This is a genomic window from Polaribacter sp. 20A6, from assembly GCF_011378915.1.
In the GTDB taxonomy this organism is placed as follows: Bacteria; Bacteroidota; Bacteroidia; order Flavobacteriales; family Flavobacteriaceae; genus Polaribacter; species Polaribacter sejongensis.
This window is the reverse complement of record NZ_WTPZ01000013.1, coordinates 19,831-38,955: the sequence shown is the minus strand read 5'-3', so window position 1 is coordinate 38,955 and position 19,125 is coordinate 19,831. Positions and strand designations below refer to the sequence as shown.

Sequence of the window (19,125 nt, the reverse complement as noted above, 5' to 3'; positions counted from 1 at the left end):
TGTAAAACTAAAAAACTCTGAACGTTTTTGCCGAAAATTTCGGACTGCAAACATACAACTCTTTTTAATTACAAACCTAAGGAAATTGTTATTTTATTTTTTATAAAATTTTGACATTTTATCTAGATAAACAACTAATCCTCACCTTACTTACAACTCCTCAATGAACGTTGCCAACTGTGTGATATTACTGTTAGCGGGTGCAAACTTACAACTCATTTTTAATCTAACAACTATTTTTTTACCTTTATTTTAATTTAATTTTACAATGGGTTTTAAGAGGCTTGTTTTTAGTAGTTTATGAAGGAAGTTTTTTTGAGGGAGTTTGGAAGGTTTTAGGGATTGGAGTGGTTTTGGAGGTGGATGCTTGTTTTAAACACATAGGAACATAGAAATCATAGGCTGGATGGACGATCAATTTTAATGCAAATAGGTCTTTTGGTTGTTTGAGGTTTGATAAAATATGGAGTGTTTCATGAAATAGTGTGGTTGGAATGTGTTTGGTTCGTTAAGGATTACATTATTTCTGGCGCAATAATAGTTATTGATATGTTTTTTTTTGGTAAAAATCACATAGGTTAATTATCCTCGGAGTGTTAGAATGATTTTCTTAATATAGATTTTACAAAAAAAGGAAGAACATATGATCTAATATAGGAGAGAAACACTTCTACAAATAATTTATTATTAGATGTAAATAGAAGGTAAAATTACTTCGCTCCTCGAAAAGGACTGTTACCCGCAATGACGTGTTTTTCTTATAAACTCATAGAATTAGGTTTTGAACCTATTTAGAACTACTAATTAATTAACTACATCTTTTTTTACAATACACCTTTTACATACAGTTTGACATCATCACTGTCATGGGACTTCTCAATAATTCGAAGTGACAAATTTTGATGTTTTAATGAAAACTCCAATTATATTTACTTTACTAGAACTCTATACATGCGAACAATTACAAATAAACATCAAAAAAGTTGACCAGATAGAGCACAGAAACCATTATTGTATTAAAATAAAAAAGCCCCTTAAGGTTTTTTAAACCTGAAGGGACTGATCTTTCTTATATAAAATTGCTATATCATACAAAATAGTTGCTTTGCTATGACTTTAGTTAGCAAACTAGTTTAGCCCTGATTGTAGTCGTTCGAATAACTGTTGATATTCTTAACCTTTCGACTTTGCTCAAAATAAACTCCTTGCACGAAATAGGTTCTAATACTAACTAGGATTTAACATCCATTTGAATTTAAAGTCAGTTTGAGGAACTACAATTCTTTCTGTAATTCGGTACATTCTGTCTGGTAATTTCATTAGATAATCTCTTGCTTTTTCTGCTTCTGGCGTAAGATTGGTAATTTTATCAATTTCCCAAGCTTCGTTTAGCTTTCTAATAATATCTACATAATCGAAACCTGTATAAACACCTACTCTTTGTGCAACGATAGAAAAATCATCGAACAAAGTTCCTTTTTCTTCAAAAGATTCCCTTAAGTGCATTGCAGGCATTACAATTTTGTACTTCATCATGTGTTGAAAAGCCAACATCATTTCACTAGGATCAATTTTAAAGATTTCTTTTACGAATTCTGTATATGCTTTGTGGTGACGCATTTCGTCTCCTGCAATAATCTTAGACATTTTAGCCAAGGCTTTGTGTCCTTTTTTACGAGCAATTTTAGCTACATTGTTGTGTGAAACATAGGTTGCTAATTCTTGAAAACTAGTGTAGACAAAGTTCTTATATGGATCTGTTGATGTACCAATATCAAAACCATCTGCAATTAAGTGTTGTGTAGAAATTTCTACTTCTCGCATATTTACTCGCCCAGATAAGTACAAGTACTTATTTAACACGTCACCGTGTCTGTTTTCTTCTGCTGTCCAGGTTCTTACCCATTTTGCCCAACTATTGTCTGGGTCTTGGCATACTCCATCTAAATCTAATAACCAAGATTCGTATGTTGGTAATGCTTCTTCTGTAATGGTATCTCCTACAAGTACAACCCAAAAATCGTCATGCAACTCTTTAGATAATTCTCTAATTTCTTCTACCTCTGTAATAAAAGAGTCTTTTTGAGAATTAGGCAAAAAGTCTGTTGGCTGCCAGATTTTTTCTGCAGGGATTAAATATTTTTCCATAAAGCGATCCATACTTTTTTCTAAAGTTAGCATCACTTCTTTTCTTACGTTGTGTATAGACATGGTTTTAATTTATGTGTTCTTTAATAACTGATTCTGTTTTTTCTAATAATTCATCAAAAGGTAAAGTGTTTATTTTTACGGGTTGATGAACTGTAAATGTAATTGGACTACCTAAACCTAATGGAAATTTTCCGTATTTAAAAATTTTCCACGAATTATTTATGGTAATCGGCACAATATAGCCCTCTTTATTGACTTTTGTGATGACTTTTAGTCCGTTTATTGCAAATTTCTTAGGCTTACCGTCTCTACTCCTAGTTCCTTCTGGGAAGATAACAGCCCCCCATTTATTATCCTTTATTTTTTTGGAAAAGGTTATTAAAGCAGAAATTGCTTGCTTTGGATCTTTTCTATCTATTAATGCCGCACCACCATGCCTTAGGTTAAATGAAATACTTGGTATGCCTTTACCTAACTCTTTTTTTGATACAAATTTTGGTTGATACTTTCTAAACGTCCAACTAATTGGAGAAATATCAAACATACTTTGATGGTTGGACACAAAAATAAGTGAACAATTTTCTGGTAACTTATACGAATTATTAACCTTTACAACGACTCCTAGAATTAATAGTGTTTTGGATAAAAACCAGTTCATGTAATCTACCACCAACTGATGTCCTTTATATCCAAATATTTTTAAACCCAACCATTGTAATGGATGAAATATAACTAGACTTAAAAAAAACACCAATATAAAAATTGGTGATACTATATAACTTAAAATTTTCATTGAACTCTAATAAAGGTTTCTACTTAGGCAGAAATGTTAGTTATTAAAACCAGTTACTCCAAGGTATTCTAGAAAGAATTAATAATAAAGCAATTCCGTAAAAGATTGCAAACGTTTTAAATTTTGCAGTGTCTTCTGTTTTCTTTTTATGTTTAGACCAACCTATTGTTATAAGTACAATAGCAATAATCATCATTAAAGGATGTTCTACCGCTAACAATCTTGCAGCTTTGTCTCCCATAACTTCACCCCCGTTAGCTTTTAATGCTTTATACCAAGGTGACATAAAATACCATCCTAAACCAATTAATAATTGAATATGAGATAGAATTAAGGTAAACAACCCTAATCTTAAATCTTTGTCTGTAAATGTTCTTTTTTTAATGACACCTGTAATAGCATTAAATACTGTAAAGATTAAAATTGCTAATACTAAATAAGCCCAATATGAATGTACGTCTTTCATTATATTTTTTAATAGATTTTTAAAGCTGTAAAGTTACTAATTTTAATAATAAAAAAACCACCTCATTTGAGGTGGTTTTAAGAATTTATGTAAGAAAAAGTTAATCTCTTACGTAAGTATCTCCATTTAAAACATATCTGTAAACTACATTTTGAGCAGAACCGTTATAAACAAAAACTGTAATTGCAAATTTTTGTCCTTCTTCCATACCTGAGAAGTGCGCATTAATTACTGTATTAATTACAGTGTCAATTTGCTCATCAGTCCAGTTAAAAGTACTGATGTTACCATAAGTATCTAAGTTTGCAACAGCAGCTGCAAAATCTGGATTTTCTCCATACGTATCTTTAATTAATGTATAATCTGCATCAACTAATTCATATTTAATAGTATTATCTGGTACCCAATTAGCACCGTCATGTGCTAACTGTAAAGAAGCAACTGTTGTAGACTCATGTGCCATCCAAACACCAGCTGTTTTTGTGTACGCATCTCCACGTATTTGCTCTCCACTTGAACTAGAAACATATTTATACAATACATTTAATACATCTCCTTCTAATGCATAAGGAAATTTAAGATTTAAGAATGCTGGTAAATAATCATCTGCAGAAGTTGAACTTCCAAAGTTTTCGATACCTATTGAAGCAAAATCTACATCAGTTAATGAGTAAAAACCATTATCAGATGGTAATGCCCAAGCACCACCAGTATAAGTATAAATTGCATTATACGTTTCTTTATTACCTACAGTTTCATCTTCTAAAGTTTCATTACTCATAATAGAAGACCAAGTGTTTGCAACACGGATACCATCAATAAGTGCAGTTGGTCCACCACCACCTTGACGAATTCCAATTTTATTTGCAGAATTACCAGAATTACCTGTACTAGTAGCTTCTGGGCTAGCTGGCTCTGTATCTGAAACAGTAGTTAAAACATATAAGTTAGAAATACCAGTTTCTACTTCATATGAAGCTACTATTAGGTAAGTTGTATCTAAATCGTAAGCAGTTGTTCCGTAAGTTAATGAACTAGAACTAGCACCTATACCAAATAATACTTTTCCATTACCATCACTTTTAGCTCCAGTTCTTGCAGAAAAACTAAAACCTTCTTCTTCCATTAAGTGGAAAAAATAAGTTCCGTCACCTACTTCACTTAATTTAATTAAAGCACTAGAGTATACTTTATTTGAAGTTAATTCTGGAGAAATAGCTGTATTTACATCTTCTGAACCAGCAGTAGAAATTTCTAATGCACCACCAACATTTGAAGATGGATAATCTGCCATTGTTAAACCTTCAGCTGCATACATTAATTCATTAGCAGCACCTGAATGATTAACCCAAGTTCCTGCAGAAATAGTTGTTAAATCTCCAGAAACTGTACCATAATCTAAAGTTTCATCTAAAGAAACCTCAGGAGTTACCGTAAATACGCTACCTGTATATTGGTCATAATAAGCAGATACATAATCTCCTTCATTAGCTTCGTCATATTCGCTTGTAATGATATCCGCTAAATAGTCTGCTGGCGTTGCAGTAACTTCAAACCCTAATAAAGTACTTCCGCTAGTTGCATAATCCTCTAAGCTTAAAGTATAGTTATCTACAGAAAAAGCATTTCCTACATATAAATCATATGAAACTAATGCAGCAGAACCTTTTCCCCAAACTGGGTATTTACCAGATAAAAAACCAGGTAAAGCTTCTTTTGCTTCATCTTCTGAATTAAAACTACCATAAGACAAGTCTAAAGTTTCATAATCTTCATCAGTAAGTGTATATACTACTTCCCCAACAATACCAGATGCATTAGCATCAACTTCTTCATATATATCTTCTAATGGATCACAAGAAGTGAAAACCATTGAAAAAACTGTTAATAATAAAAGTATTTTTTTCATTCTTTATGTTTTTCTAAAATTTAACTTTTAACCCTAAACTAAACGTTCTTCCTGCTCCATAATAAACTTGTGCAGTATCATAGTTTGAGTTTGAACCATTATCTGCATTTGAAATGTATTCTACATTAAAAAGGTTATTCACATTTGCATTTAATGTAGAAGATAAGCCAGCTATTTCGAAACCATGTCTAAGTCCTAAATCAAATAAATGAAAGTTAGGCATTTTCCATGTGTCAATTCCACTATCATCTACATCTGTTCTAGATGTAACATTCATAGTTGCATAGTTGTCTCCTGCGTAATTATAATCTAAAGAAACACTTGTTTTATCTAATAAGTCATATTTAAGACCTAAAGCAAATGTTGTTTGTGCAGCATTTGATACTTTTAAATCTTTTGCATATACTGTTCCACTAGATATAACATCTCCAGTAGCTTCATCAAATGTAGTAGCAGATGCATTATCTTTCCATCTCCAGTTTCCTAAAGAAGCCATACCTGTAACAGCTAATTTATCCATTGGTTTAAATAAGAAATCTACTTCAATACCTTGGTGTAAAGCGTCTAAACCTGTTACGTTAGATTTAATAACTGTGTTATTTGCTCCAGGAAGACTAAAAGTCATAAATCTATCTAACCAAGAAGTGTTGTATAAGTTAACGTTTGCAGAAAACATTTGTGATTTAAAACCATAACCTAATTCTACACTAAATACCTTTTCATTTAATGCTCCATCATATAAATCTACAGAATAATCACTATCAAATATATTGTCAAAAATTGGAGCTCTTGATAAATATCCAACATTAGCAAATACGTTTTGTACATCATCAATATTAAAGTTAACACCACCTTTTGTACTATATCCTAAGAAATCTGCTGATTCTGATTCTCTATCTTCAGCACCATAAGACATTCTATCTACTTTACTATATACAGAGTTAGATACAGAAGATGAGAAAAATACAGATAAATCATCTTTACTATATTCTAATTGTGCAAATAAACCATATCTACCAACATGACCATCATAGTCTTTACTAAATTTATCTCCAACTTTTAATGCTTGACCACCTGTTTTTTCATCAAGATCATCATTAAAGTAATATTGTCCACCTAAAAGGTCTGTTACCTCATACCAGTGAGAACCAACATAATCTCTTGCATCTATACCTCCAGAAAAAGTAATTGTTTCTGTTAACTCAGTTTTTAATGTTGATAAAATACCATACCATTCATGAGAATTCTCTGAAGAAGCAAAAATATCTGTTGCCCCATTAGCACCACTTGCTTTATTTTCTGCTACAATTAAATCAAAATCGATTGGTTGATCTATATCTCCTAATCTATAATCATTATTTGTAAATTTTGTTCCTTGAGTTCTTCTACCTCCACCTGAACCAAAAGATGCATAAACAGATGTAGTTAAGAATGTTTTATCAGAAATTGTCCAATCATAATTTACAGATAATTGAGGTTTATGATAAGAGTTAAAAGCAGTATTTTCTACTTTACCATCTCTGTAACCCCAATCTGGATTAAATCTTTGACCACCTTGTTCTGTAGCTCTATATTGTGCAATTGTTCTTTTATTGAATCTTTGACCATGTTCTTGGATTGTTCCAATAACGTTAAAAGATAATTTGTGATTATCATTAATTTGTTTAGAAACATTTAAGAAGTAATTAGTTCCTTCAAACTGTAATCCGTCTACATAGCCTTCTCCAGAGATTTTAGAAGCAGATGCTGTAACAGCAAAACCATTATCCATCATCCCTGTAGATAAAGTCATACCATATTTTTGATACCCATTATTACCAGTACTCATTGTTATAGCACCACCTTTTAAAGCATCTGTAGATTTAGAAATAATGTTAATTGTACCACCAATAGAAGGTACAGCTACTTTAGAAGCTCCTAAACCTCTTTGTACTTGCATTGCAGAAGTAACATCTGATAAACCAGCCCAGTTAGACCAATATACTGCTCCGTTTTCCATATCATTAACAGGAATTCCGTTAATCATAACAGCAATATTTTGAGTTCTAAACCCACGTAAGTTAATGTCTCCATCTCCATAACCACCACCTTGTTTAGTAGCATATACTCCTGGAGTAGATTTTAAAATTTCAGGAAATTCTTGACTTCCTAACTTAGCTTCAATATCTGCAGCTTTCACTGTAGAAACTGCCACTGGGGTTTTTCTACCAATAGCAAAAGAAGTTGCTGTAACAACTATTTCATCTAAAGCGCCAGCATCTTCAGTTAACTTAATCATTTTTAAATTAGCTTTTGAAGTAGAAAAAGTAACTTCTCTATTTGTAAAACCAATAAAAGAAATAACGACAGTGCCAGAATTAACATCTGCTGTTAGCGTAAATTTTCCATCAAAATCTGTTGATGTACCGTTTGTTGTGCCTTTCACAACAACACTTGCGCCCGGTAAAGGTTGGTTTGTATCATCTACAACCGTACCAGTAATTTTAGTTTGTCCTAAAACAGTAGCCGTTACTAATAGTAGTGCTACAAATAATAAGTTTTTAAAATTTCTCATTGTTTAATTTTATATTATTAAATGTTCTGCAAAATTCCTCTTTTTACAGACGTTTAATGTTAACTTAATGTTAAGGTTTAACAAAAAATTAAGACACCTAAAGCAATAAAACTATACTTTCTTAACTAAAAACTATACTATTACAATAAAATAAACTTGTATTTTAAGGTTACCAAATACTTAACAAAACGACAATAAAAATTGAAACCAAATAATTTAAAGACAGTAATCTAAAGACACCCTTATCATAGTGAGTCGATTTAGATAAATTCCTTTTGATTGTTAAGTAAAAGAGCCTATTTACAACACAAAAAAGCCTGCTATATAGCAGGCTTTTTTGTGTTGTAAATTTAAAGAAATCTTTAAGAATTACTCAATAATTTCTTAGCCATTTCTTTCCCTAACTCTACACCAAATTGATCATAACTATAAATGTTCCATAAAATTCCTTGTGTAAAAATTTTATGCTCATACATGGCAATAAGTTTCCCTAAAGAACGTGGAGTTAGCTTATCGAAAAGAATCGCGTTACTTGGTCTGTTTCCTTCAAAAACTTTGAAAGGCAACAGTTTTGCAATTTTATCTTCATCACCAGAAAACTTTAATTCTAAATGCACTTCTTCTTTTGTTTTACCAAAAGCCAATGCATCCATTTGCCCGTAATAGTTAGACATTAATTTTTTATGATGATCTGTTAAACCATATAAAGACTTTTTATATCCTATAAAATCTGCAGGAATTAATTTAGTTCCTTGGTGCACTAATTGCATAAAAGCATGCTGCATATTGGTACCTGTACTTCCCCAAACAATAGTACCTGTTTGGTAATTTACTTTGTCACCATTTCTATCTACCCCCTTACCATTACTTTCCATAATAGCTTGTTGTAAATAAGCTGGAAGTTTTGCTAAATATTGAGAATACGGTAAAACTGCTTCTGTTTCTGCACCATAAAAATTATTATACCAAACACTTAACAATGCTAAGATTACCGGAATATTATTCTCGAAATCTTCATTTTTATAATGAAGATCCATTTCTTCTGCTCCTTCTAAAAGTTCTTTATAATTATCATATCCTACAGATAAACTAATAGACAAACCAACACCAGACCAAAGTGAAAAACGACCACCAACCCAGTTCCACATAGGAAAAACGTTTGCTTTATCTATTCCAAAATTATCTACTGCTTCTAAGTTTGTAGAAACTGCCACAAAGTGTTTTGGGATATCAAAAATAGTTGCCGATTTTAAAAACCAATTTTTAAGCGTTTCCGCATTAGAAATAGTCTCTTGTGTTGTAAATGTTTTAGACACAATTACAAATAAAGTTGTTTCTGGGTTTAACGTTTTCATCACTTCAGAAACGTGATCCCCATCTACATTAGAAACAAAATGTGTTGTTAATTGGTTCTTGTAAAACTTTAAAGATTCTACAACCATATCTGGTCCTAAATCAGACCCACCAATACCTATATTAACAATATCTGTAATCGCTTTACCTGTATATCCTTTCCATTTACCAGAAATAACTTTGTTAGAAAAACTTTTAATTTTTCTTAAAGCAGCTTGTATTTGTGGCTTAATATTTTTTCCATCAACTAAAATAGGTTCATCAGAAGTACTTCTTAATGCGGTATGTAACACCTCTCTACCTTCAGTTACATTAATTACTTCACCTGCATATTGCTTATCTATTGCATCTTTTAAATCTACCTCTTTTGCTAAATCAACTAGCAATTTAATAGTTTCTTTAGTAACTCTATTCTTAGAAAAATCTACTAATAAATCATCAAAATTTAAAGAAAAGTCTTCTTTTCTATTGGTTTCTTTATCTAAATCTTTTATGCTGATATTTTTAATATCATTAAAATGATCTGTTAATGCTTTCCAAGCATTTGTTGTAGTTGGGTTGATGTTTTTTAAAGCCATTTTTATTTTAATTTTGTGCTATTCTTTCTATAACTTCTGGTTCTTCAACCGGAAGAATTTTGTTTTCTAATTGATATTTAAGCGGTTTAATAAACTCTAAATATTCTGGTAATAAACTTTTCTTTAAAGGTTCTGCAGAAGGTAATTTTTCTTTAAATGGATCTACTTGCTGTCCATGTTTCCAAAAACGATAACAAACATGAGGTCCACCAGTATTACCTGTCATACCTACGTAACCAATAACGTCTCCTTGTTTTACATATTGACCTTTCTTTACATTCTGATTTCTCATGTGTAAATATTGGGTTGAATATGTACTATTGTGCTTAATTTTAACAAACTTACCATTACCACCTCTTCTTGTAGATTCTACAACAGTTCCACTTGCTGTTGCTAAAATTGGCGTTCCTATTTTTGCTGCAAAATCGGTACCTTTATGAGGTTTAATTTTATTACCATAATAGGCAATTCTTCTTCTTAAATTATATCTTGATGATATTCTGTATTGAAACTTAATAGGAGATTTTAAAAACTGACTACGCAACATGTTTCCATTCTCATCATAATACTCAGGAATCCCTAATTTAGAATCTGAAATAAATCTAAAGGCTAGTAAATTTGCACCATTATGGTTAAAAACTGCTGATTTAATATTTCCGTATCCAGCAAAAAGAGAATCTTTTATATATTTCTCTTCAAAAACAAGCTTAAATGAATCTCCTTTTTGAAGTTTGTAAAAATCTAAAGTCCAAGCATAAATATCTGCAACTGCATACGTTAAACTTGATGATAAATGCAAACTATCCATTGTATTAGATAGATTAGAATAAATGACTCCTTCTACAACTCTTTCAACCGTTTTTATTGGCTGTGCATAAACATGTGCTTTAATTATTGAATCTTTAAAATCAATAACTGTCGCATTTATTACACTGTTTTTATAAATAAAAACCTTAGCCTCTGCTAAGGAATCTTTACTCGATAAAATTAAATAAGGTTTCCCTGCTCTTAATCTTCTAACATCAAACTCTTCTCTTATTGAGTTAGATATTTCGCTAATTTTAGGGTAACCAACATGGTGTCTATCTAAAATTTCACCAAAACTTTCTCCACTTCTAATAGTGTCCTGAATTATTTTATAATCATCTGTATTATACCCATATTTAAAAACAGGTTTAGGTTTTACTTTTTTTGGAGGTGTAACGGTTTTCTCAACCTCTTTCTTACAAGATGATATAGAGGTAATTAAGACTAAAAGGAAGATTATTTTTCTCAAGAATAGGTGCTATTGAATGTGGTTTCAAAAGTACAAATAAAAAATATTTCTAAGGCCGCTATCTTTATGAACTTCCGATAACGGTTTCGTTAAAAATTTCTTAATTTTTAACGAAAGGATTTGCCAAGCCCTTATACGTCTCTAGTTCAGCTCTTAAAGAGCCAACAGCTAAGTCTGCTTTAATTTTTATTGGAATTTTATTGGCATCAGCAGTTATCCAAAGTGTAACACTTTCTTGTGCTTTAAAAACTCTACCAGATTGCACCAAAGGTCTAAAAATTAACGTATTTACTTTTCCGAATTTTGTTTTTAAGGTTTCTGTACCTAAGAAACGTAATTTAAAAGGATATACTTGAGAATCTAAAAACATATCTATCGCAATTTCCTCACCTATTTTCATACCTGAAACATCTTTATTTCTTAAATAGTAAAAAGAAGAAAGTATGTCTTGTACATTCGTAAAAGCCACAGAAGTATCTTTCTGAATAGTAAAATCCTGAACGTAAGCTTTCTTAGAGTTATAATTAAAAGAAGTAATTCTATGTTTTTTATAACCACCTTCATCAATCTTTCTTTTAAAAAGATAAGGTTTTACGGAATCTTTATCAAAATAAGATTCATATACATCATCTACTTCAAAAAACCATTTTATCATCCCAGAAGTCCAACCTTTTCCTTTTGTATAAAAAACTGTTTTGCCATTAAGCTCTTTTTCATTCACTTCTAAAACCGCAGTTCCAGCTCTTAAAAAACCACTGTAACTCATTTTATAACGTAATGACTCTCCGCTTTTAAAAGCTTTTAAATTATCTTGACTATTAGTAGTTGTCAAAAAAACAAGGGCAAAAAATAATAGGGTATATCTTTTCATAAAAATCAAACTTATAAAAAAGTAATGACAATTACCGTTCCAAAACGATAAAAAGCAACTTATTAACTATTTAATACTGTATCCTTAAGGAATAAATAACCTTAAAATGTTCCCCAGTTTTTCAATTCCTCTTCGCTCCATAAATATGGATAAAATATTCTTCGTTGGTATTTCGGGTGCATATATTTACGCCAACTACTACCTCCCGTTGCTTCTAAATCTTTCTCTTTACCACCAATATATTTTGCTGCCGCATTATAATGTGCCATTACCCATTTTACATTTACAGTATAATCATAATGACGCATGGCTTTAATTAATTCTTCATTTTCTTGAACTTCTTTGGGCAATTGTTTAAACTTTAAAGACAGGTTAATATCATTATAATCTTCCATAAAATCTATAAAATCTCCCATATATTTTTGTTCAAAAAGATTTAATAAGGTTGATTTTTGGCCCGTAGTATAATTTTTACCAGCTGCTTGCCAATACAAGTGATTGTAGGCGTTTTTAAAAGACGAATTTCTATCTATTTCATCTCTAAAACGCACATCTATTAAATTGATTAATTCTGTAGATGCAAATTCTATTTTCCGATACTGAGCAGATTGAAAACCACTAGCAGGCGTTAATGTATTTCTAAATTTTAAATATTGTTCTTTTTCCATTCCGTCTGCCATCACATTAAAAGAACTACACAACATATCAAAATATCGACTGATTCTACCCAAATGCAAAGAAAATTTATCTGCAGTGACTTCAATTGTTTTGGCAACCTGATCAATTTCCCACAAAATCATTTTAAATAACAACTCGTTTACTTGATGATACATGATAAAAACCATTTCATCTGGTTGTGTGGTTCTTGGGGTTTGCAAGCCTAAAAGTGCATCTGTTTGAATATAATCCCAATACGTAATTGGAGTACTCCACAACAAACCTTCTAGCATAGAATCTACAGGAACGCCTAATTTATCGTACTTTTCTTCTATTGCTTTTAGTATTTCGTCTCTATTCATGCTTTTAAAATCTATATTTTTAGAGTCAAGAGACAAGATAAACTTTGATTCTTGGACTTTAATGGCAATTTAATATAAAAATTGATATTAATAGCGCAATACATATTCCCAGTTCGTATTAATTCAATTTATACCTACAAGGTTTTTGAAACCCTGTAGGATATTGAGTATGCAACTGTTTACTGCTAGTGAAATCTTAGTATTTACTAAAGAGTTCCTCTTTTTGCTTGCTCTCTTTCTATCGATTCGAACAATGCTTTAAAGTTTCCTGCTCCAAAACCTTTTGCCCCCATTCTTTGAATAATTTCGAAAAACAAGGTTGGCCTGTCTTCTACCGGTTTGGTAAAAATTTGTAATAAATACCCTTCTTCATCAGCATCTATCATAATACCTAAATCTTTTAACTTTTCGATATCTTCTCTTAATTCATGACTGTATTCTTGTAATCTTCCAGGAACTGCATTATAATATTCCTCTGGTGGCGTTGATAAAAACTCTACTCCGTTAGCTTTTAATTGGCCCACCGTTTTTATAATATCATCTGTAGCAACTGCAATATGTTGCACACCCGAACCTTCGTAAAAATCTAAATATTCTTCAATTTGAGAACGTTTTTTCCCTTCTGCAGGTTCATTTATTGGGAATTTGATTCTTCCATTTCCGTTAGACATTACTTTACTCATTAACGCAGAATATTCTGTGTGAATTTGCTTGTCATCAAAAGATAAAAAGTTAACGAAGCCCATAACATCTTCATAAAACTTCACCCATGTATTCATTTGATTCCAACCAACATTACCTACCATGTGGTCTATGTATTTTAAACCTGCCCCTGGCGGATTGTAATCTGATTCCCATTTTTGAAAACCTGGTAAAAATGCGCCTTTGTAGTTTTTACGCTCAACAAACATATGTACGGTTTCTCCGTACGTATAGATTCCTGCTCTTACAACTTCACCGAACTCGTCTTTTTCTACGGTTGGTTCCATATAAGATTTCGCTCCGCGGGACGTTGTTTCTGCATACGATTTTCTAGCATCTTCTACCCAAAGTGCAATAATTTTTACGCTGTCGCCATGTTTTACAATATGGTTGTTAATTGGCGATTTGCTATTTAGCGGAGTTGTTAACATCAACTTTATTTTGTCTTGTGTTAATACATAACTTACCGAATCTTTTGAACCCGTTTCTAAACCACGATATGCGTGCGACTGAAACCCGAATGCTGTTTTGTAAAAGTGAGCTGCTTGTTTTGCATTACCAACGTAAAACTCTACGTAATCTGTTCCTAACAATGGAAGGAAATCTTGTGCACCTTCAAATATTTTTTCTAAACCGTAGTTTACTGATTTTATTTCTTTTGCCATCTTTATATTTTGTAGACCTCACAGGTTTTAAAAACCTGTGAGGTCTTATTTTTTATTATTTTAATTACACGCAACCCTTTCAGGGATATTAAAAGTATTTTAATTGATATTGCCCTTTAACAAAGCTATCTGCCAGCAGAAATTCTTAGCCCTAATTGCAGTGACATCCTTTTTGTTTTTTACAAAAAGATATAACGAAAAGCAGGAAATAGCTTCTAAAAATTATGCTACTCTAACCACGATTTAAAATAGTCTTCATCGGCAATTTTCATGGCTTCTTCAGTAACCATTAAAGGCTTAAAAGTATCTACCATAACGGCCAATTCTTCGGTTTTTGTTTTACCAATACTTTTTTCTATGGTTCCTGGGTGTGGACCATGTGGAATTCCGGCTGGATGCAAGGAAATATGACCTTGGTCGATGTCGTTTCTACTCATAAAATCGCCATCTACATAATATAAAACCTCGTCAGAATCTATATTACTGTGGTTATATGGTGCAGGAATTGAGTTTGGATGATAATCATATAAACGTGGCACAAAACTGCAAATTACAAATGTGTTTGTTTCGAAGGTTTGATGCACTGGTGGCGGTTGATGAACGCGACCCGTTATCGGCTCAAAATCATGAATTGAAAATGCATACGGAAAATTATAACCGTCGTAACCCACTACATCAAAAGGATGCGAAGCGTAAATCATTTCTATAATCTCGCCTTGTTTTTTTACTTTGATTAAGAAATCGCCTAACTCATTATAGGTTTCTAATTCTTCTGGTCTTCTTAAATCTCGCTCGCAAAATGGCGAATGCTCTAACAACTGACCAAAGTAGTTTCTGTATCTTTTTGGTGTATATACTGGCGAATAGGATTCTACAATAAAAAGTCTGTTGTTTTCATCATCGAAATCTAGTTTGTAGATAATTCCACGTGGAATTACCAAGTAATCGCCGTATTTAAAGTTGATATTACCAAGATGTGTTCTTAATTTCCCGGTTCCTTTATGAATGAAAATAACCTCATCTGCATCTGTGTTTTTATAGAAATAATCTGTGGTCGACTTTTTGGGTGCTGATAAAATAATATTACAATCAGAATTTGTTAAAACAATTTTTCTACTTTCTAAATAGTCATTTTCTGATGGAACTTGAAATCCGCGAAAACGATACGACTGAATGTTATTTGCTTTGGCAATTTTTGGTTTTACAGAATATTGTTTACCTATATATTTAACCATGGTTGGTCTGTGCTCGTGATATGAGTTGGTAGACATTCCGTCGAAACCAATGGTACCAAACAATTGTTCATAATACAAACTGCCGTCTTTTTTACGAAATTGCGTGTGTCTTTTGGGTGGAATTGTCCCTAGCTTATGATAAAAAGGCATAATTTTAATGTATTAAATGATTAAAAAAATGAATGAATAAAACCTAAATAGTTCTTTGAATAAAGATTTAGATTTTAATTAAGAGATTATGAAACTAGTTCAGAATGACAGCACATTGCTCATCATTCTGGATTTCGCTTTATAAAGAATTTAAGATATATAAGTAAGTCTAAAAACATCGCAATCGATTTCGTTGTTCTACAAATATAACAAAAGATTGTTAGAAGATTGATTTACAGAATTAAAAACTATAATCTTAAAAAATCTTGAAAAGGAGTAAATGCTATTAAAAGAATTAAAATACACGCTAAAATAGTAATCAAAGAAGACGTTTTTATTTCTGCAGTTTTAAAACCAACATCTGTACTATTAGATTGTAGTAAAATATCATTTGATTGATATAATGGATGGTCTAATTTACTTTTTGGAGAATTATTTTTTGGAATCTTGTGGTAATAAAAAAGTAAAAATGAAATTACTACAAATGAACCAAAACTAAACATTAATAAATCATATGCAGTTAAAACCCTATCGTAAAAAGGAAAAAAAGGTAATAAATTAAGGCTATTCATCGTTTATAATTTTATCTAAGATAAGTAAAAAAATTAAAAAGACCCTTCAGGTTTTTGAAACCTGAAGGGTCTTTTTAATAATATTATAAAACTAGTTAAAAATTATAAGTTAATTACTCTATCTTTTTAACCACGGCTTTTGGCGCTTCTTTTTTAGATCCGTCAAAACCTTCTACACCTCCAACAGTTGTGTACTTCATTACATATTTTTTATCTGGAAAAATACGTTGATACGCACTCTGACACATTAAAGTAGCTTCGTGAAATCCACAAAGAATTAACTTTAATTTACCTGGATAGGTATTTACATCTCCAATGGCATAAATTCCCGGTATATTGGTCTGGTAATCTAACGCATTGTTTACTTTAATGGCGTTTTTTTCTATTTCTAATCCCCAATTTGAAATTGGACCTAGTTTTGGTGACAAACCAAAAAGTGGAATAAAATGATCTGCTTCAACGATAAAAGGTTCTTCTCCTTTTTTAACAACAGAAACTCCGGTTACTTTATCTGTACCCTCAATTCCTTTTACTTCTGCAGGCGTTATCATGGTAATTTTACCAGCATCTTTTAATTCTTGCACTTTGTCTACAGAATCTAAAGCTCCTCTAAATTCGTTTCTTCTGTGAATTAATGTTACAGATGAAGCGACGTCTGTTAAAAATATAGACCAGTCTAATGCAGAATCTCCTCCACCAGAAATGACTACTTTCTTATCTCTATAAAACTCCGGATCACGAATAATATATTCTACTCCTTTGTCTTCGAAATCTGCAATATTTGGAATTGGTGGTTTTCTTGGCTCAAAAGAACCTAAACCACCTGCAATTGCTACTATTTTTGCATGATGTTTTGTCTCTTTATTTGTAGTAACTACAAAAGTACCATCTTCTTGTTTATCTATTGTTTCTGCACGTTCTCCTAATGTAAAACCTGGTTCAAATTGTTTAATTTGCTCCATTAGTTTATCCGTTAAATCGCCTGCTAAAATTTCTGGATAGGCAGGAATATCATAAATAGGTTTCTTAGGATAAATTTCTGAACATTGTCCGCCTGCTTGCGGCAACGCATCTATTAAATGACAACGTAATTTTAATAAACCTGCTTCGAAAACAGTAAATAAACCTGTGGGTCCTGCACCAATAATTAAGATATCTGTAGTAATCACTTTTTTTTATTTTGTCTTTACAAAGAACGAAGCAATCTCTACATAAATAGATTGATTGCTTCGTTTTTTATAATAATGCTACTTTATTTATTTATCCTAATGAGCGCGTTAGGGATTGCAATGACATCCTTTTTATTTCTTTTTGAAATAAAAAGATACAATGTAAAGCCCGACCTTTAGGTAACGCCCAAAATTATAGTATTTCAAATATCTAAAAACTGATTAAAATCAGTTTAGGCAACATTTATTACTTCTGTAATTTGTGGCGCATACTTTTTTATAGTTGCTTCAACGCCATTTTTTAAGGTCATTTGATTTACAGAACATCCTGTACAAGCACCTTCTAGTTGAACATTAACAATATTATCTTCTATAGATAAAAGTTTAATATTGCCTCCATCACTCATTAAAAAAGGGCGAATTTCTTCTAACGCTTTTTCTACATTATTTAATGTTTCTTGTGCTGTCATATGCTTATTTTTTCACTGAACTACAACCGCTCATTGTTGTAATTCTAACAACTTCTGTTGGTGGTAAATCTGCGTTTCTTTTTAATAATTCTGCAACCATTTCTTTCGTAATATCATTAAATGATTTTTCTAAAATAGTTCCGTTTTGTAAAGCTACCGGATGACCAACATCTCCTGCTTCTCTAATACTTTGTACTAAAGGAATTTCTCCTAAAAATTTAGTTTTAATGTCTTCTGCTAAATTTTTAGCACCGTCTTTACCAAAGATATAATACTTGTTATCTGGCAATTCTTCTGGTGTAAAATACGCCATATTTTCAATGATTCCTAAAACTGGCACATTAATGTTTTCTTGTTGAAACATTGCAACTCCTTTTTTAGCATCTGCCAACGCAATATTTTGTGGTGTACTTACTACAACTGCTCCGTTAATTGGTAAAGCTTGTACAATTGATAAATGTACATCTCCCGTTCCTGGAGGTAAATCGATTAAAAGAAAGTCTAACTCGCCCCAATTACCATCAAAAATTAATTGATTTAATGCTTTTGATGCCATTGGTCCACGCCAAATTACTGCTTGGTTTGGGTCTGTAAAAAAGCCTAATGATAATAATTTAACTCCGTAGTTTTCTACAGGTTCCATTTTAGATCTACCATCTACATTTACAGAAAGTGGTCTTGCTTTTTCTACATCGAACATGATGTGTTGTGATGGCCCGTAAACATCGGCATCTAAAACACCTACTTTAAAGCCCATTTTAGCTAAAGAAATAGCCGTATTTGCAGTTATTGTAGATTTACCAACGCCACCTTTACCAGATGCAATTGCAATAATGTTTTTAATATTAGGAATTGCTTTCCCTTTAATTTGATTCGGATTTACTTTCTCTGCAGGCTTTTCTACTTTTACAGTAACTTTTACAATGATTTGTTCGCCAACATTGGTTTGAATTGCTTTGGTAATTTCCGTTTCAACCTTCTTTTTTGCTTGTAAAGTTGGGTTACTAATAGTAACATCTACCTCAACTTCATCTCCAAAAGTAACAACGTTAGTAACATTATTGTTTTCTATTAAACTTTTACCTTCTCCGGGAGCGGTAATTGTTTCTAATGCCTTGTATATATCTTGTTTCTTAAAACTCACGTTTTCTTATATTTAATCTTACTTGCAAAGATACGTCTTACTGCTCAG

At 31.6% G+C, this 19,125-nt stretch carries 15 protein-coding genes; all 15 read right to left on the bottom strand.

The features are described 5' to 3' along the window. Positions 1 to 1,227: 1,227 nt before the first annotated feature. The 15 genes from GQS57_RS17995 to GQS57_RS17925 all read right to left on the bottom strand — a co-directional run bounded on the left by GQS57_RS17995 (position 1,228) and on the right by GQS57_RS17925 (position 19,077). Positions 1,228 to 2,211 (bottom strand): acyl-ACP desaturase, encoded by a 984-nt coding sequence (locus tag GQS57_RS17995; protein ID WP_165734367.1) that lies wholly within the window; start codon positions 2,209 to 2,211, stop codon positions 1,228 to 1,230. Positions 2,212 to 2,215: 4 nt separating this feature from the next. Next, positions 2,216 to 2,944: a 1-acyl-sn-glycerol-3-phosphate acyltransferase gene (locus GQS57_RS17990; RefSeq protein WP_165734366.1), complete on the bottom strand. Its 729-nt coding sequence runs from the start codon at positions 2,942 to 2,944 to the stop codon at positions 2,216 to 2,218. A gap of 43 nt (positions 2,945 to 2,987) precedes the next feature. Continuing rightward, on the bottom strand, positions 2,988 to 3,410 hold the full coding sequence (locus GQS57_RS17985; RefSeq protein WP_165734365.1) for a hypothetical protein: 423 nt from the start codon (positions 3,408 to 3,410) through the stop codon (positions 2,988 to 2,990). A 100-nt stretch (positions 3,411 to 3,510) separates the two neighbouring features. Continuing rightward, positions 3,511 to 5,319 carry a hypothetical protein gene (locus GQS57_RS17980; protein WP_165734364.1) on the bottom strand — a complete coding sequence of 603 codons (1,809 nt, stop codon included), beginning with the start codon at positions 5,317 to 5,319 and terminating at the stop codon, positions 3,511 to 3,513. Positions 5,320 to 5,332: 13 nt separating this feature from the next. Further along, positions 5,333 to 7,873, bottom strand: coding sequence for a carboxypeptidase-like regulatory domain-containing protein (locus GQS57_RS17975; RefSeq protein ID WP_165734363.1), 2,541 nt, complete (start codon positions 7,871 to 7,873; stop codon positions 5,333 to 5,335). A 362-nt stretch (positions 7,874 to 8,235) separates the two neighbouring features. Beyond that, complete coding sequence (pgi, locus tag GQS57_RS17970) at positions 8,236 to 9,804, bottom strand: glucose-6-phosphate isomerase (protein ID WP_165734362.1); 1,569 nt, start codon at positions 9,802 to 9,804, stop codon at positions 8,236 to 8,238. 7 nt (positions 9,805 to 9,811) lie between these two features. Then, positions 9,812 to 11,080 (bottom strand): peptidoglycan DD-metalloendopeptidase family protein, encoded by a 1,269-nt coding sequence (locus tag GQS57_RS17965; RefSeq protein ID WP_165734361.1) that lies wholly within the window; start codon positions 11,078 to 11,080, stop codon positions 9,812 to 9,814. A 100-nt stretch (positions 11,081 to 11,180) separates the two neighbouring features. Beyond that, the gene (locus tag GQS57_RS17960) at positions 11,181 to 11,951 is read right to left on the bottom strand and encodes a DUF3108 domain-containing protein (protein WP_165734360.1); all 771 of its coding nucleotides are present in this window, start codon (positions 11,949 to 11,951) and stop codon (positions 11,181 to 11,183) included. 101 nt (positions 11,952 to 12,052) lie between these two features. Then, positions 12,053 to 12,970 (bottom strand): tryptophan 2,3-dioxygenase family protein, encoded by a 918-nt coding sequence (locus tag GQS57_RS17955; RefSeq protein WP_165734359.1) that lies wholly within the window; start codon positions 12,968 to 12,970, stop codon positions 12,053 to 12,055. 206 nt (positions 12,971 to 13,176) lie between these two features. Next, positions 13,177 to 14,337 (bottom strand): 4-hydroxyphenylpyruvate dioxygenase, encoded by a 1,161-nt coding sequence (gene hppD, locus GQS57_RS17950; protein WP_165734358.1) that lies wholly within the window; start codon positions 14,335 to 14,337, stop codon positions 13,177 to 13,179. 227 nt (positions 14,338 to 14,564) lie between these two features. Continuing rightward, entirely contained in the window at positions 14,565 to 15,722 is a 1,158-nt protein-coding gene (locus GQS57_RS17945) for a homogentisate 1,2-dioxygenase (RefSeq protein WP_165734357.1), read from the bottom strand. A gap of 248 nt (positions 15,723 to 15,970) precedes the next feature. Continuing rightward, positions 15,971 to 16,294 carry a hypothetical protein gene (locus GQS57_RS17940; protein ID WP_165734356.1) on the bottom strand — a complete coding sequence of 108 codons (324 nt, stop codon included), beginning with the start codon at positions 16,292 to 16,294 and terminating at the stop codon, positions 15,971 to 15,973. 113 nt (positions 16,295 to 16,407) lie between these two features. Beyond that, the gene (locus GQS57_RS17935) at positions 16,408 to 17,463 is read right to left on the bottom strand and encodes an NAD(P)/FAD-dependent oxidoreductase (RefSeq protein WP_165734355.1); all 1,056 of its coding nucleotides are present in this window, start codon (positions 17,461 to 17,463) and stop codon (positions 16,408 to 16,410) included. A 233-nt stretch (positions 17,464 to 17,696) separates the two neighbouring features. Further along, positions 17,697 to 17,933: a NifU family protein gene (locus GQS57_RS17930; RefSeq protein WP_165734354.1), complete on the bottom strand. Its 237-nt coding sequence runs from the start codon at positions 17,931 to 17,933 to the stop codon at positions 17,697 to 17,699. A 4-nt stretch (positions 17,934 to 17,937) separates the two neighbouring features. After that, positions 17,938 to 19,077 carry an Mrp/NBP35 family ATP-binding protein gene (locus tag GQS57_RS17925; RefSeq protein WP_165734353.1) on the bottom strand — a complete coding sequence of 380 codons (1,140 nt, stop codon included), beginning with the start codon at positions 19,075 to 19,077 and terminating at the stop codon, positions 17,938 to 17,940. Positions 19,078 to 19,125 lie beyond the last annotated feature (48 nt).

Excerpts from the sequence above, each read along its gene's own strand:
- GQS57_RS17985 (WP_165734365.1), bottom strand. The coding sequence starts at position 3,410 with ATGAAAGACGTACATTCATATTGGGCTTATTTAGTATTAGCAATTTTA.
- GQS57_RS17990 (WP_165734366.1), bottom strand. The coding sequence starts at position 2,944 with ATGAAAATTTTAAGTTATATAGTATCACCAATTTTTATATTGGTGTTT.
- GQS57_RS17975 (WP_165734363.1), bottom strand. The coding sequence starts at position 7,873 with ATGAGAAATTTTAAAAACTTATTATTTGTAGCACTACTATTAGTAACG.
- GQS57_RS17995 (WP_165734367.1), bottom strand. The coding sequence starts at position 2,211 with ATGTCTATACACAACGTAAGAAAAGAAGTGATGCTAACTTTAGAAAAA.
- GQS57_RS17960 (WP_165734360.1), bottom strand. The coding sequence starts at position 11,951 with ATGAAAAGATATACCCTATTATTTTTTGCCCTTGTTTTTTTGACAACT.
- hppD (WP_165734358.1), bottom strand. The coding sequence starts at position 14,337 with ATGGCAAAAGAAATAAAATCAGTAAACTACGGTTTAGAAAAAATATTT.
- GQS57_RS17955 (WP_165734359.1), bottom strand. The coding sequence starts at position 12,970 with ATGAATAGAGACGAAATACTAAAAGCAATAGAAGAAAAGTACGATAAA.
- GQS57_RS17945 (WP_165734357.1), bottom strand. The coding sequence starts at position 15,722 with ATGCCTTTTTATCATAAGCTAGGGACAATTCCACCCAAAAGACACACG.
- pgi (WP_165734362.1), bottom strand. The coding sequence starts at position 9,804 with ATGGCTTTAAAAAACATCAACCCAACTACAACAAATGCTTGGAAAGCA.
- GQS57_RS17980 (WP_165734364.1), bottom strand. The coding sequence starts at position 5,319 with ATGAAAAAAATACTTTTATTATTAACAGTTTTTTCAATGGTTTTCACT.
- GQS57_RS17930 (WP_165734354.1), bottom strand. The coding sequence starts at position 17,933 with ATGACAGCACAAGAAACATTAAATAATGTAGAAAAAGCGTTAGAAGAA.
- GQS57_RS17940 (WP_165734356.1), bottom strand. The coding sequence starts at position 16,294 with ATGAATAGCCTTAATTTATTACCTTTTTTTCCTTTTTACGATAGGGTT.